We start from the raw sequence: 14,816 nt of genomic DNA on the forward strand, positions 1-14,816 counted from the left end.
CAGTTTTTTGGAGTGATGGGCATTTCAAATGCGGACAAAGAGTTCGTGGTGAAGGTGCGATCCACTTGTTCGCACCTTCCCCAGACGGTCCAGCTTGGTAACCATCACCACATCCCCCTCCTTCACATAATCCAAGAGGAGAGCAAGTTGTGGCCTATCATCACTGGCACCGCTAACCTTCTCTTGGAAAACCTTATTGCATTCGGCCAGCGCTCGAAGTTGAACTTCAAGGCTCTGACCTCCCGTACTAACACGTGCGTAACCTACCAGTGCCATGGTCTCCTCCCGGTCAATAGGGCAAGGTACACTGACCCCCATGGTCAAAAGTCTCGAAGAGACCTTCTTGACCTGAAAATGGAGGGAAATAGATGAAATGAGTGCCGATTTCGTGAGTGTCACTAGGGCTTGATCTATTGACTCCAAACTAGCGATGGAGAGAAATAACGGGACGCTTTGTGATAAACGTCCCGTCGTGATGGGTAGCAGAATATTGTGCTACTGATTGATTTGATTGGATGTAACAAGATGCCAACGTAAGTTATTGGCTTTGTGGCTCAGGCGTAGGTGGTGAAGAGGCCGCGTTTTTACCCAGTTTACTGGTCAGGGGCGAGGAACGAGGGCTGAGGCGTTTTGGTGCTGTTACGGTTGCCAAAGGCTGTGAGGTGGAAGATGACGCTATTATTTCTGGCTCAGGATAAAACTCCTCCAGCAGCATCGGCACCTCTTCATCAATATCCTCAAACTGGCCGTTACGCAGCAGCTCGCGAGCAGCTTGCTCCATCTGGTCGATGGCAAGGCCTGCCTCTTGGTCACGCAGGGCCGCCTCCTGTGCGAGCCTGACTGCCTCGGTCAGGTTGGTCTCTTCCCGCAATGTTAAATCCACGTAGTAGACTGGTGTGCGGTAGGACTGGGTGGTGCTCTTGGCCCGCAACCGCAGGGTGAGCGGCAGATAACGGGTATGGCCACCGCTCACAGCCTCCAGATACTTGAGCCGTGCCGCTAGGGTGCGTACCGAGTTGTAGCCGGTGGTGCGGAAGATAAAGCTGCCCAGCTCATCCCCTTGCCCTTCCACAAACAGGTTCAGTCGCCCGTACAGCTTGCAGCCCTGTTGCCCAGCAAAGGCGCAGCGCTCTGGTCCAGAGCAGCTGACCTCCTCCATGCCTTGCGCCCCCACGCGTCTTGCCACCTCCCCATTCCCGACACAGAGCGGCCTGCCGGTTTGCCGGTCAAAGGCGCTGTATTCCGCTCGCAGGTTCAGGTCGCTGTCGTTGAACAGCACCCGCACCGGAATGGCGCGGATCTTGGTTTGCTCCTGCCCTTGGCCACTTTTCTGCGATGAGTAGTGTTGATGCAGGGGATGGAGCAACCATCCCCCTTTTTGTTGTACCTGGGTGGTGAGGGTGAAGCTGTCGTCCTTCTCCGGCACCCACTTATCCTGTTTTTGCACCAGCTTGCCGATGCAGATCCGCCCGATCACGGGCGGGGTGATCGCCAGTCCTTTGATCATGGTGTTTGCCTCAAGGGTTGAATGGTGAAACGGCGTACGCCGGGCACCGGTTTAACGTAACGGGTGAGCAAGTCGGGATGATCCTGTCCGAGCTTATCGAGATCCGGTGCCAGCCGGTCTTTACTGCGCTTCCAGGTGATCTTGCCGTCGGCAAACAGCCCGGCTGTCGCTTCACCCAAGGTGGCTTGCAGCCGCTGTTTGAGCTGTGACTCCTGCAGCTCGACGGCTTCCTTTTGCTGACGCAAGCGCAGCAGCTCGCCAAACAGCTGGTTGAACTCGGGAGAATCGGAGAGATCCACCGTCTGGCCATCGTCACGCGGAAACAGCCAGCTCAGGGCATTGGCGGCATCGCTGGAGCCGTCAGGCTCGGGCTGCTGGTCTTGTTGCACCATCTGCCAGAACTGCGCCTCCCGCTCGGTGAGATCTAGGATCTTCTCCTCATCGCGCTCGATGCGGTAAATCCGAAAATCCTGGCCGCCGATCAGCACTGCCACTTCGGCCCAGGCATGGCCGGTAACGGCCAGCTGATGCAGTACCTGACACTGGTAGGCCACCGGCACCCCTTCCTCCCACTGGGGGGCGCTGTGATAGCTGGCGGTCTTGATCTCCAGAATGCCAGGCCCATCGGGGTGGCCGACTACCTCCCGATCGAGGTTGGCGAGCATGAAGGGTTGCTCGGGGTGTTGCAGCACCGCATTGACCCGGCGCACACGAAAGCCGGTGCGTTTGGCGTAGACCTGCGCCAAGACCGGCTCTAGCTCAATGCCCCACAGCACCGCTGCCTTGTGGGAGATATCTTCCGGCTCCTTGCGGCCAGTCTTCTCCAACCATAGGCTGAGCGGGCATTTATAGGGGGATAGCCCCACTGCCACGGCGGCATCGGAGGAGCCAATGCCGAGTTTGCGGATAGCGAGCCACTGCTCGCGGGTTAATTGGGTAGTGGAGGCCAGCCGCAGGGCTCGGCCGTATTTGGCTTTTGCTTTCATGACTATTCCTTGTTGACGGCATAAATGGCTACGCCCGGATTGGCTTGTGCCAGTCCGGGTGAGTTCGTTATGCGGTTTGAATGGGAAAGCGGAATTACTGCAGCAGAGTGAGTGCCTGATTCAGGGCTTGGGATTTGAGTTGGGCGCCCTGACCAAACCAGGCGGAATCAAGCCGGTGATCTTGGCTGCGGGCTCGGCGGTGGTGATCCACGTATTCGGTGACAGCATTGACCAACCCCCAGGCGGTATTGCGGTAGCTGGCAAGCTCTGAGCCCATACCCGCGCCCTGATAGAGCTCATGCAGCCGTTGTACCGGCTTGGTGAGAATGATGCTCTCCTCATCCAGCGGTTGCGCCAGCAGGTCGCTGAAAAAGCGCAGCGCTTCTTCAGGGGCCACGGGTCTCTGTGCCAGCGCCTTGGTCTGGACCTTGAACTCATCCCAATGGGAGAGTCCTAGTCCGAGCGACTCTTTGACGGCAGCAGCATCGAACTGAGTGGAGTGGGGCACCTTGATGGCACCGGTCGAACCGCGCAGTGCCATCTGCAGGGTGTTGTTGCATACCACCCGCAGCGAAGTGAACTGCGCCGTGGTGCAGAGTGTGCCGTCGCAGCTGGTCGCCAACAGCAGATAGGACTTTACCAAGTCATTGCCTTTGAGTTTTAGATCCTGGCCGGTCTTGGCCAGTGCCCACAGCTTGCGGCCGCCTTTAAGCGAGCCCGCGGTCTCCAGCTCAAAGCCACCGGCTTCCACCAGGTCTTGGTAGAAGTGCAGCACCTCGTGAGGCTGTACCACGTTGTAACGGCTTGAGACCACCGACAGGGGGGCGAGGGTATCGGAGCGATAAAGTACCTTGCTATCGCTGTAGGGACGGATATGCAGTGCATCGGAGGCGACGTTAAACATCACGTCGCTCTGCTCGATGGTCCAATCCATCCCGGCTGCTTGCAGCCAGATATCGAGAGATTGTTGCGGGGGCAAAACATTGCCAAGGCCATGCCAGGGCGTTTGACCGGTGTAGGCCATCGTATCGATCAGGTGAGCCATGAGAAATCTCCAATGAAAAAGGGACTGCACAGAGCAGTCCCTTGGGTAGGTTCATGGAGATAATATATATCTGTAAATTATTATAATGATAATCATTTGATGTTTAAGTGCGCGTGAATAAGCATCTCTTATCGGTCACTTTTAGTGAGACAATGAACTTCGTTGGAGGGGTACGGAGAGGGGTATGGGGCCAAAAATGACCAAGGGGTTAGCATCATGATGATGCTAACCCCTTGTTTTATATGGCGCTCCCGACTGGAGTCGAACCAGTGGCCTGTCCCTTAGGAGGGGATGATTATAAGAGGTTTTAAATAAAAAATATTGTTGAAAAACAATGAGTTAAGTGCATTTTTGGATTTGAATAGCGCTGAAATAGCGCAAAATAATGCTTGCAACGCATGCGCAAATGCATTATTGGGTGGTGAAATGAGGTTACGAGATGGCGTCCCAGGCAGGATTCGAACCTGCGACCTCGCCCTTAGGAGGGGCGCGCGCTATCCAGCTGTGCCACTGGGACGTGCGCGCATTATATAAAAATACTAATATAAATAAACAGCTAATGTCATCGCCAGCGACCACTGAGGTGCAGATCACCGCGTTGTCAGCTGACAATCGAGTTCGCTGGAGCCAGATTTCCATTTCACGATACCTATAATGCGAATGCCTGCTGGCCCTGATGAGCAGATCACCCCGTTGTCTGCTGACAATCGTTGTCAGCCAGCAGCCAGGATTTCATTTCACGCTACCGATAACGCTAATGCCTGATGGTTCTGATGAGCTGATCGCCCCGTTGTCAGCTGACAATCGAGCTCGCGGGAGCCAGATTTCCATTTCACGATACCTATAATGCGGCTGACAGAGAGTGCCGAGCAGATTACCGGGCAGCGGCCAGGACTTCATTTCACACTACCGATAACGCCAATGCCTGATGGTTCTGATGAGCTGATCGCCCCGTTGTCAGCTGACAATCGAGCTCGCTGGAGCCAGATTTCCATTTCACGATACCTATAATGCGGCTGACAGAGAGTGCCGAGCAGATTATCGGGCAGCGGCCAGGACTTCATTTCACACTACCGATAACGCTAATGCCTGATGGTTCTGATGAGCTGATCACCGCGTTGTCAGCTGACAATCGAGTTCGCTGGAGCCAGATTTCCATTTCACACTACCGATAACGCCAATGCCTGATGGTTCTGATGAGCTGATCACCGCGTTGTCAGCTGACAATCGAGTTCGCTGGAGCCAGATTTCCATTTCACACTACCGATAACGCCAATGCCTGATGGTTCTGATGAGCTGATCACCCCGTTGTCAGCTGACAATCGAGTTCGCTGGAGCCAGATTTCCATTTCACACTACCGATAACGCCAATGCCTGATGGTTCTGATGAGCTGATCACCCCGTTGTCAGCTGACAATCGAGTTCGCTGGAGCCAGATTTCCATTTCACACTACCGATAACGCCAATGCCTGATGGTTCTGATGAGCTGATCACCCCGTTGTCAGCTGACAATCGAGTTCGCTGAAGCCAGATTTCCATTTCACGATACCTATAATGCGAATGCCAGCGGGCCCTGATGAGTTGATCATTCCGTTGTCAGCCGACAATTGCTACGGTGTTCTGAGATCCATATTTAGTTAAACGGCAAACGAGATCTGAGATCCGTTTGGCATTTCAACATTGAGCTGTAGTTTTCCCCCAGCAGCCTCGACCCAGCGTTTAAGGTCCATCAGTGTAACGTCCTGTATAGATGGATCTTGATCGCAAATCATGGGTTCGGTGCCAGCCTGGGTCAGCACTTCACGGAGTTGGGTGAGATGAATCTCCAGTCGCATTTGCTCTGCTTTTTCCCTGGCCTGAGTGACAACGTCGGGCATTTCTGTGGTCAATATTTCGTCAAGCGTGCGTGCCATGGCTACCTCAAAAGAGCACTCGATGGACTGGGTCCTGACAAAGTCATTTTGCGCTGAACGTAAGTGGCTAAGTTCCGAGCAATATGAATATGATCAGTATCACCTGTGTGGGCTGAGGTGTCTATGCACGGGCTCCAATGGAGCTTTTTTGTGTTTGCTGCGGCTATGCCGCCAGCAGCTGTACCAGTTGTAGGAGAGCTGCGTTGTTCCATTTCTCACTACCGATAATGGTGTGAGATTGATGTGGTGATAGGTGTATGGTCGCGGAATGAGGTATTGCTGTTGAATCTTGAAGCTATCGATGAATTGTTACGGTTGGATCACAGAAGTGGGGCGGTGAAAACAGTCAGTAAAACAATTTCAGCCAAGCTGAGCTGACTGACATTAGGTTATCGTATAGCTCTTTTCTTTGTTAACGACATAGACAGTGGAAACTCCACCTTGTCCTAGAACTTGGTTGCGATTTTAGTTGACCACGACATTAAACAAATCTGCACTCTTGAGCTTGAAGGTACAGCCTTGCTCGATGAGTTCCTCCCGGTTGGCCAGTACCAGCGGGTAGAGCAAGGGATGTTGTTGGTGTTCACCGTTATAGCTCACCTGCATCCGTTCCAATGCGTAATGTACTAAGGGGATCCGTTGGCTGAGCAATAGCTGGTTCCCGGTCATGGCATAGTCTCTGGCAATGATGGCCTGCTGTCCCTCGCTGAGGCCTGGATTCGGAACGACTACAGCGGTCACTTGGGTGTTCCACTCCAGATCTTGATCCCGGCCGTGAGGGGAGGCATCCAGCAGATCCGGTTCGCCCCGAAAACGACTCATCACAAAGTCCAGATATTCCCCTTTCTTCTCGCAGTAGGCACGTACGTGCCAGCGGATCCCGTCATAGACCAAAGTGTGAGGCACGATATTGCGGCCACTCTGCTCCTCTGAACTGAGGGATACGTAATCGACATCGACCCGCAGTTGGCCGCGCGCCGCTTGCACCAAGCCACGCACGATTTTCGGGTCGATATGGCGGTTTGGCACATCCAGGATCTCGATGTGGCCGTAGCGCAGATCCATCAGCGGCAGTGTCAACAGGCCCGCTTCATGTTGTCGCTGGTGCTGCTTTTCACGGTGTAGCAGCATCAAGTACTCATCCACTTTTCCCTCACTAAAGCGCGGGAAAAAGTGCTCTGTGGGTTTGTATCCCTTCAGGCTTCTGTCATAGACCAACCCTTCCGGTGAGTAGTGGGCCAAGTAGTGGTTGATATCCCGTGACGCTTGTTGGCGACCGATATTGAAGGCGGTCATCAAATGATTGGTGGTCAGCCGTCCTTCCCACTGCAAGACGATCTCCAGCAGACGAAAGCGCAGGGTTTGATCCCAGGTGAGCTCTTTGGGTGCCATACGTGATCCAAAATGCGACATGTTTATGTAACCAGTATCGGCATGAGTATACAGGCTACATATAATGAGTCCATATAAAGCGGTGTCAGGGGAGTAGGTTATGCATGGCAAGCTGGTTATCACCTGTCAATTCCAAGTCTTTTGCCATTGGGAGGGGATGGCGTCACAGTCAGCGGCACCTTGCTCATATCTAACAACTACAATTATTACCAAAGCGACAAGTGGCTTATTTGGAGCACACAGTGCTAGGTGGGCTGCAAGCAGGGGGTGATCTGATACCCAAAAATGCAAATGCCAGCATTGCTACTACCAGACCTGCCGGAGGGGGCGATCGTTACCGTCAGCAACAGCATTACTCATTTCAAACGCCATCGTTACTGAGGTTCTATGAATTCAACGCTGATATTGGGTCAGGCGGCAATGCCACTGATCAAGGGGATCTGTTGCCTGTTGCCGGCCAAGCACGTCGGCGAACTTGTAGCTGCGTATTCCGGTGAAGTTGAACAGTGATTCCGGAATCTGTGAACACCATTTCCGGAAAGTATGCGGACAGGGATTCTTCGAGCAGAAGCTGAGCTTTGAGGGGAGGCATCTTTTCGACTCACTGAACAAGCCAGCAGCCAAGCGCAGCGCGGCAGTTGTGGATCCAAGACGTTGGAACAGGACGGTTCATCTGACATCAGAGTACGTGCACTGAGGTGTCCGGAATCGGTGTACACGCAAGCCGGAATCAGCGTTCATTTTAAACCGGAATAGGTGTTCATTTTCGACCGGAATATGCAGTAGCCGTGATTGCAGAAGAACAGAACAGGTATGATGCTGTGTTATTAAAGGAAACCGGGGGATCGCTTCCTTGTACTGAGTTGCGCAGATTAGTACGTTTGGCTTTGCATATTGATCGGTATCGGTTGGATCGTACGGTTCTGCCCATCTATCAAGGGCGGGAGCAACTAATGTCAGGCGCAGCTGCATTACTGGATGACGATACTACTCTTGCATGTGGTGATGCTATGCGGTTATTGGCATTGTTACTCGACAAGCTGTTGAGGGGAAGCCGTGGTAGTGCACAGGCCAAGCTTGACGGACTCACCCTTAGTGCTATGGAGCAGAGAGCACTGGCCGCCAAGTCCCCCAACACCGGCGCTGTGATGAGGGGGAGCTGGCGCCGAAAATCACGTAATCAACTTGGCCGAAGTAATTGGCTCGATGTGGTCGAAGCTGCGCTCTGGTGTTTCTGGCATAGCGACACATTGCGAGATGGAGAAGCCCTGCTTGGTGTGTTACTAGGCGCAGATATCCGGATTTGCATTGTCTATGGCATGTTGGCGGGAGCCTTTTACCTAGCTGATCAAGATGAGATCCATAACCCCTTAGTGACGAATTAACCTGTCATTTCCACCACCGGATAACAGGCATCTCCCCACAGGGTATCGGGATGGGTCATCATCAACTCGATGATCACCGGCACCAGTTTGCCGAGCAGGTTGGCGCAATCCTTCAGTTGTTTGCGATTGACCGAGCTGTTCCAGGTCGCACCGCCATGAATTAACTGGTTGCGCAGGGTATAGAGGCGGTTAAACACCACGCCCAGCAACTGTGGGGTGTTGCTGCTGGCGAGGGCCTGGGTTGCCATCTTCTTGCCTTGTGCCAGCCGCTCCTTCCACTGAGCTTCGCTGATCTTGCCGCTCTGATAATCCCAGAAGCCTTGCAGCACAAATGGGGTGTCCAGCAGCATGCGGATACTGCCAGAGAATTCTTGCCAGACGAGTTGCTCGATCTGCTTGTGCTCATCCAGTTCGCACAGTTTCTCCAGAAAGCCTTTGAAGGTCTCCTGTTCGGAGAGGCGACGATTGTCATCGATTTCAGTGGCATAAGCCGCATTGAACGCAATCCAGAGAAAGATAAAGCGGCCATCTTCATCTTCGGCCATTTCAGCGCGTTGCAGCCAGCTTAAGGCACGATGAACTCGCAGGTTGAGGTTGCTGGGAGAGTGTTCACGCAGCGTCCGGTGACGGGTTTTCAACTGTTCAAAATTCAACGATGATCTCCTTCTCAATCAGATGAATAGCCAGCTTCTGTAACCATGCCCCCTGCACACGGAATTACTGCGACCTCAACAGGCTTGTTACGAACTGGCTGGAATAGCAAAGGGTAATAACAGCGGTTACTTTCGGAGGACATCCTTCAGCTTAGCGATGGCCAGCTCCACCATTGTGGCCGACGATTTTTCCAGTGGGGCATGGTGGCACTCGGGACAGGCCTCAAACCAGGTATGGCCACGCACCATAACGTCGCTCTTGGGAGCAACAGTCTTGTGCCAGCCGCAGTGGGGGCAATGAAAGGTAAATGGATGTGGTGGTACAGGCATGACGTTCCCCAAGAAAGTTCCATTTGGCTTAGCCTACCATTGTTAGATATTGATGGGAGCAGCATCGATCACAGACTTTCTGCCATATCTGCATTCGGCTGAAAATACTACATGTGCAAAACACCAGTATCGAAGCTCAACGCCAGGCTCGGTATAGTTGTGAACCAACTCAGCTTCGCGAGCTGCAAGTTCAGTGGCAAACCCGGGGCGAGTTATGATGCCAAGTTGGGTTGAGCGTCGAACAGTGCTGTTCTCAAGGTACAGAGCTGTAAGCCTTCTGAGGGGTTATCGTCGGACTTATATATTCGCACCTTCTCTATGGAAGGTGCGAACAGATCACTTGGCATGTATATGCCGCTGATATTGAACAAATGACTAGGTTAATTAGATGGAGGGGCTGTTCTTATCATCTAAGGTTTCAACCAGAAACCTCACTTCCACTCTGCGATTTCTAGGGTCCGCAGGGTCGATGTTGCTGAGGGGTCTTGAGTCGCCGTAACCGGCCACAACAATCCGCTTAGCAGAGGTATCATCAAGCTCACCAATAATGGCTTTCCTCACCTCCCTGGCTCTTGCCGCTGACAACGTAAAATTGTCGTCATAGACGGTGCAAAATCGCTGGAAGTCCGTCACGGGCCGGTTGACGGGTAGATTATCGGTGTACCCCTCCACAAAGATCTGAGCTTTGGGATTTTCCCTCAAAAAACTCACCAATTTTGCCTGCACGGAGCCGACAGCGGTTTTTACCTCATCATGCAAACACGCGCTCCCTCGCTCAAACACACTGTCCGCCAGGGTCAGACGATTAGACTTAGAATCCAGCACCATCAGGCTTGATGTGCCTTCGTCGTTCATCATTGCCTTGAGGGCTTGCTTGAGCTGCGCCGTTGGGTCCTTCCTTTGACTGCGCTCCAGTTCTGCCTCCTCTGCCGCTTTCGCCAACTCCTGTTGGTAATGCAGTTCACTGACACTCTTTTGCAGAACGGCGACCACCAGTAGCAGCATAACGACAGCAGTGACGCCTGCCATCAAGTCAGAGATAGCGATCCATTCACTTGGTTTATCCTTCATGGTCGTGCCTTCTCGTTAGTTGGCCATCTCTGGGGCTGCCTCATGACTAGTCGCGACATGGATATCGTTCCGCAGTTCTTTCAGCACATGCAGCATTGCATGAGTGTTATCTGACACAGTTGCAATCATTTGTGTGTTGGATGCAGCTTTACCGGTATTGTCAGCCAACAAATGTATGGGCTCTAGGTCAGTTCTCAGCTCATTCAATGAGGATAAGATGGCCTTGAATTGAGGTAATACTTCATCGAACTGCTTTATTGGGGAAATCGCCGCAGCCAATTCAGCCTGATTTTTCACCACATTATTTAGCAACCACTTGATGACTTGTATATGCTCGGGCGCATCAGCAAGATGCGATAGTGGTTTCAATAAGTCAGGCAATTCAACAAGCGTTCCGCTCACCTCTCTCAGGTAATTATTCGATTCCTCTACTACTTCACAGGCTGAAATCATGATCCGGTTAGTGGAAGAAATCGCTCGAAGACCGTTATCAATGTTTGCTTTCATTGAATTCACAACCCCTGTCGAGGCATCGATTTTTTCGGTCAAAGTCTTGGTGGAAACAGTGAATACCTCCTGAGATGCTTGCTGGATACTCAAAGCCTCAGTGATTGACGCTTGTACAGTATTCATCGTTCCCTTCACATCGTTCGACAACTGTGCAAGAGCCGCAGAGATCTCTCTGGTAGCATCACCAAGCTGCTGACTGCCCCGTTCTAAGGTATCGGAGGCCTGGCTACTCATGTTAGTAATAGCAGACCCCAGATCCTGGCGCACGTTATCTAGGACATCGGTAAACTGGGTCTTAAATAGATCAACAGCACCTACCAATTGCTCAGCTGCGCCACCAACCCTGTCTGCACCATTTGCCATCTTGTCCGCAGTATTAGCCATGTTGTTTACTATCGCTTCGGTGCCTTTAGTAAAGTGCTTCATGGCATCCATAGTATCGGTCGTACTGGTTTGAATACCCTGCAAGTATTCACCAAGTGTGGATGTCTGTGCTTGCAGCGCCTGTTGCAGGGTATCTTGATGCCTTTTCACGCTACTGTGAATGTCTTGCAGATTCTTGCCGAGAGTCAGTGACTGTGCATTGATGGCTCTATTGAGAGATGCCCCAATCTCCTGATTGTTGTTCTTCAGTTCTACTATATGGGTATTAAATGATTGCAGTTCCTTTTCATACGATACATGTTGGTTTTTGTTTTGTTCCAGCAGCAGTGCCACATTCTTGGTAAGACCGTCTATGACTCCATTAGTAATGTTTTGCATCTGGTCAAAGAGCTGCCTCTGCTTATATTGCTCGTTGTCGAGACTATGCAGCTTCCGTTGATTAAGCTGTACTTTTACTCGTTGAATAACCCAAGTAAGCCGTTTCTCATCAAAACGAGTCAACTCTGATGTGATTTTGAGGAACACGAAACCACAAATACCCCACGTAGAGGTTTTGAACTTGGTGCCCAATCCCTGAAGTAGGCCAAGCAGATCATGCATACTATTGGCAGCGCCGCTGGCACTCATTGCATCTGGTTGCCCCAAGATGTTGGAGGCATGGTTAAGTGCCATACCAAGTCCGAGAAAGGTGCCCAGTAGGCCCACCACCAACAGCATGCCCGGCATAATATCGGCCACTTTCTCCGGGGCAGTGGCCACCGCATGCCATAGGTCGGTTACGGAACCGTGCTCGATATCCAGATCATCGCTGTCATCATCCGGGGTTCCCTGATGCCATTTCTTTTCCCATGACGATGGCTTCGCTACTAACTGGGTACTGATAATGGTCGATAAGATCATCAGCAGCAAAATGCACATAAATGCAACCTGGATGGGATCACCAAAATCAGGCAACAGAAAATCTACGATTTCATTGAAAATCATACGGCAATCTCCAACACGCGTTCCATGCGCACATCCGCTTCGGCACTGAATATATTGGCGTAATCGGTGATCAAGTCTTGCTCATCAAGCTCCAGGTCATTGAATGCAAGTCCCTCTTGCGCGCAACGCATCAGGATCATGCCGACCTTGGCCCCATCCTTAAACAGGTAGCTATGGCCATTGGCTTCGATTTCCTCTTGCGATTTTTCTAGGAGTTGCAGGAACCCTTCAATAGCCCCTACATAACGAGCGATGTCATTACGTTGGATGTCTAGGTCATGTAATTTGGTTTGGGCTACTGGAAGCTCAATTTGTAGCCTTGTCATCTCTTCTTCTTCGTCTGGGGCCAAGTGACCCTGCAACTGTTTGTTCAACGTGAGGCTCTTAAATGCCACATTCATCTGGGCACGTTTTTTATTAGCCTCAGCCCATTGTGCATTCAGATCTTTTGCCATCGCTCCCCAAGAGCCCACCATTTCCTCAAACACAAAGGGAGCTAGGGTAGTCCCATATTGCTCTTTCAGTACGACATCAAGCTTTTTAGCTGCTGCCATGCTTAGTTCAGGATTGACCTTTACCAAGTTGGATGCAGTCCGCACTAAGAAAAGAACGTCCGTGCCTATATCATCGATAGTCTTCGCATTTTGAAAAGTCGCATCTGCCATTTTCAGCAGTTTTTGTGTCGCACGAAGCCGCAGGTAATGTTCAAAATCAGCAGGATCACCCTCTAGTGCTTTAGCCAAGAGGGTTTTGGCGATTTTAAAGTCGTTGATAGACGCCGCCAACTCGCAGGTCTCTCGCGCTTGCTCGTCGTCCAGTTCAATCTCGATACTACGGAAGGTCGCTTGATGTTTTTGGGCGGTGGCTAATTCTTCATCCGTCAACTCATCCTCCTGCTCAGCACTATGTTGCTGCTGTGCTGGCTGAGCCTTTTGCCGGGAAGCTTGCCAACGTTTAGCGAGCTCAATGGCCCATTTGATGGCTGAATCAATTTTTTTAGCAATTGGTGAGTTTTCAAATGCGAAGAGGGCCGTGATCCCTCGGTCCAATGCTAACAGGGCAGATTTAAGCCAGGGAAGGGGGGCTTCAGCTGCTGCTGCCCGTATGAATTCTTGGGCCTTCTGCACATAAGGCTTAACGACTTGCCATGCTGCTTTAGTCGATTGGACAAATCCTTCAGCTTTTTCTGCCATCCAGCCAATTGCTTCTCCCGCCACTTCTTTGGCTTTGTTATACAATGCGCTGGCACCACGAGAAATCGCACTTCCGACAGAGCGGCAAAAACTAAAAAATCCCATATCGCTTCCTTCGTTACTCTTTAGTGTATTAATTGGCTAGTCCAAGCATCTTGACGCCAGCCTTTACTGACTCTTCGGATCCATACTGCGTCTCATGCTGCTGATGTTTTCCAACATTCAGCTTTGCAACATGGACCTCTTGGATGGCGGACGCTAAATGCTCCCATAACACTTTGGGTTCGGCATCGCCGCTCATCAGTGCTTTAGGAAACGCCGTACGCAAAACATTTCGTATTTCGCGCCCTGAGAGACCCTGTGATTCTTCGGCGCAACGTCTGATAAGGTTATCCCGGTCTTCTGCTAACGGAACACCCGGTACCAGCAATCGCTGCCACAATTGTCTACGGCAATCGAGGTCTGGGAGTTGGAATTCAATGTGATAGCGAATACGACTGACAAACGCATGGTCATAGTTTTTGGCAAAATTGGTGGCAAAAATGGTCACACCATCGAAACGCTCCAACTCCATCAGTAGAGTAGAACGCATGGCATTAATTTCGTTGTCGATGCCTTGGGTCACTGAAGAAAGACGAGCACCCAACAAGGTATCAGCCTCATCAAAGAAGAGGACGGCTGATTCAGTTCGAGCAATCTCGAAAGCGGCAGCGATGTTCTTTGCCGTATCTCCAACGTATTTGCTTTCTAGCTCTGCTATGCCAATGTGTATGAATTCACGTCCTAGCGTTCCAGCCAGCGCCTCTGCGGCAAGTGTCTTGCCTGTCCCTGGGGGACCATAAAGGTTGAGCACCATGTTTCGCCCCATCGGGTCAACGGCACCAAAACCCCAGTCATGGTAGATGGTTGTGTGAAACTTCATTGCACCAATCGCTTCATCTAACTTACGTCTTGTCAGGGATGTCAAAATCACATCCTTATCAAGGGTCAGTCGTGGCTTACGAATTTGGAATAATGATGCCGGAGATTGACTGTGTTGAGTGAGTGATTCATTCATGTGAGTTAAAGCGCTCTCAATAAGAAATTTTAAAGCGATCAACAGTTGCAGCGTGCACTCACGCTAAAACAGCTCATTTATTGTTCGCTTTATTAAATGCAGTTTGTTTCTGTTCGAACTGGACCCTCGACGATGGAGGCACAAACCCAGCTGTAAAGTGTCATATGGGTCCCCGCTTCAAAGCGACTACTTATTGTTAATCTGGAAGCAAGATTCTAGTGGAGCCAATATACAGTTAATTCATGACAACTGGAATGGGTGTATAAATTCACATGTCACATTTTCAGGCAGAAGTTGGCTCAACTTCCAGTTTTTACCGCGCCCCCACCATCGTTATGTTGATTCACCTCATACTCTGCTCTGACTGCTACATTTATGACCAATATCACCAGTATGTGCAGAAACG

At 51.4% G+C, this 14,816-nt stretch carries 12 protein-coding genes, 1 tRNA gene and 1 pseudogene; 2 read left to right on the forward strand and 12 right to left on the reverse strand.

The genetic code is table 11. The features are described from left to right. Positions 1–81 precede the first annotated feature (81 nt). The 7 genes and pseudogenes from BSP75_RS19150 to BSP75_RS19180 form a co-directional block, all read right to left on the reverse strand. A pseudogene (locus BSP75_RS19150) lies at positions 82–276 on the reverse strand (recombinase family protein); the annotation flags it as partial. A 262-nt stretch (positions 277–538) separates the two neighbouring features. After that, entirely contained in the window at positions 539–1,507 is a 969-nt protein-coding gene (locus tag BSP75_RS19155) for a hypothetical protein (RefSeq protein ID WP_075114250.1), read from the reverse strand. Next, positions 1,504–2,493, reverse strand: a complete 990-nt coding sequence (locus BSP75_RS19160) for a lambda-exonuclease family protein (protein ID WP_075114251.1) — start codon at positions 2,491–2,493, stop codon at positions 1,504–1,506. The genes BSP75_RS19155 and BSP75_RS19160 overlap by 4 nt, the downstream gene beginning before the upstream one ends. Before the next feature lie 94 nt (positions 2,494–2,587). Continuing rightward, entirely contained in the window at positions 2,588–3,538 is a 951-nt protein-coding gene (locus BSP75_RS19165; RefSeq protein ID WP_075114252.1) for a DUF932 domain-containing protein, read from the reverse strand. A 440-nt stretch (positions 3,539–3,978) separates the two neighbouring features. Next, a tRNA-Arg gene (locus BSP75_RS19170) sits at positions 3,979–4,055 on the reverse strand. A 1,120-nt stretch (positions 4,056–5,175) separates the two neighbouring features. Further along, positions 5,176–5,451 (reverse strand): hypothetical protein, encoded by a 276-nt coding sequence (locus tag BSP75_RS19175; RefSeq protein WP_075114253.1) that lies wholly within the window; start codon positions 5,449–5,451, stop codon positions 5,176–5,178. A gap of 465 nt (positions 5,452–5,916) precedes the next feature. Beyond that, complete coding sequence (locus BSP75_RS19180) at positions 5,917–6,843, reverse strand: WYL domain-containing protein (RefSeq protein WP_075114254.1); 927 nt, start codon at positions 6,841–6,843, stop codon at positions 5,917–5,919. Between the two features lie 387 nt (positions 6,844–7,230). Between BSP75_RS19180 and BSP75_RS22100 the strand changes: the two genes are divergently transcribed. Both BSP75_RS22100 and BSP75_RS22010 read left to right on the forward strand, forming a co-directional pair. Then, on the forward strand, positions 7,231–7,353 hold the full coding sequence (locus BSP75_RS22100) for a hypothetical protein (protein WP_290439307.1): 123 nt from the start codon (positions 7,231–7,233) through the stop codon (positions 7,351–7,353). Positions 7,354–7,631: 278 nt separating this feature from the next. Continuing rightward, positions 7,632–8,228 carry an ADP-ribosylglycohydrolase gene (locus tag BSP75_RS22010; RefSeq protein WP_253186652.1) on the forward strand — a complete coding sequence of 199 codons (597 nt, stop codon included), beginning with the start codon at positions 7,632–7,634 and terminating at the stop codon, positions 8,226–8,228. On the opposite strand, the gene BSP75_RS19190 is transcribed toward BSP75_RS22010, so the two are convergent. The 5 genes from BSP75_RS19190 to BSP75_RS19215 all read right to left on the reverse strand — a co-directional run bounded on the left by BSP75_RS19190 (position 8,225) and on the right by BSP75_RS19215 (position 14,320). Next, positions 8,225–8,881 carry a HEPN domain-containing protein gene (locus BSP75_RS19190; protein ID WP_075114255.1) on the reverse strand — a complete coding sequence of 219 codons (657 nt, stop codon included), beginning with the start codon at positions 8,879–8,881 and terminating at the stop codon, positions 8,225–8,227. The two genes, BSP75_RS22010 and BSP75_RS19190, sit on opposite strands and share 4 nt — an antisense overlap. 714 nt (positions 8,882–9,595) lie before the next feature. Next, positions 9,596–10,282, reverse strand: a complete 687-nt coding sequence (locus BSP75_RS19200; protein ID WP_069785385.1) for an OmpA family protein — start codon at positions 10,280–10,282, stop codon at positions 9,596–9,598. Positions 10,283–10,297: 15 nt separating this feature from the next. Beyond that, positions 10,298–12,160 carry a hypothetical protein gene (locus BSP75_RS19205; RefSeq protein WP_075114256.1) on the reverse strand — a complete coding sequence of 621 codons (1,863 nt, stop codon included), beginning with the start codon at positions 12,158–12,160 and terminating at the stop codon, positions 10,298–10,300. Then, complete coding sequence (locus BSP75_RS19210; protein ID WP_075114257.1) at positions 12,157–13,458, reverse strand: hypothetical protein; 1,302 nt, start codon at positions 13,456–13,458, stop codon at positions 12,157–12,159. The genes BSP75_RS19205 and BSP75_RS19210 overlap by 4 nt, the downstream gene beginning before the upstream one ends. Positions 13,459–13,486: 28 nt before the next feature. Next, a complete protein-coding gene (locus BSP75_RS19215) occupies positions 13,487–14,320 on the reverse strand; it encodes an ATP-binding protein (protein ID WP_082189352.1) in 834 nt (277 codons plus the stop codon). Positions 14,321–14,816: the final 496 nt, after the last annotated feature.

It is taken from the genome of Aeromonas sp. YN13HZO-058 (assembly GCF_001921245.1).
GTDB classification, from domain to species: domain Bacteria; phylum Pseudomonadota; class Gammaproteobacteria; order Enterobacterales; family Aeromonadaceae; genus Aeromonas; species Aeromonas allosaccharophila.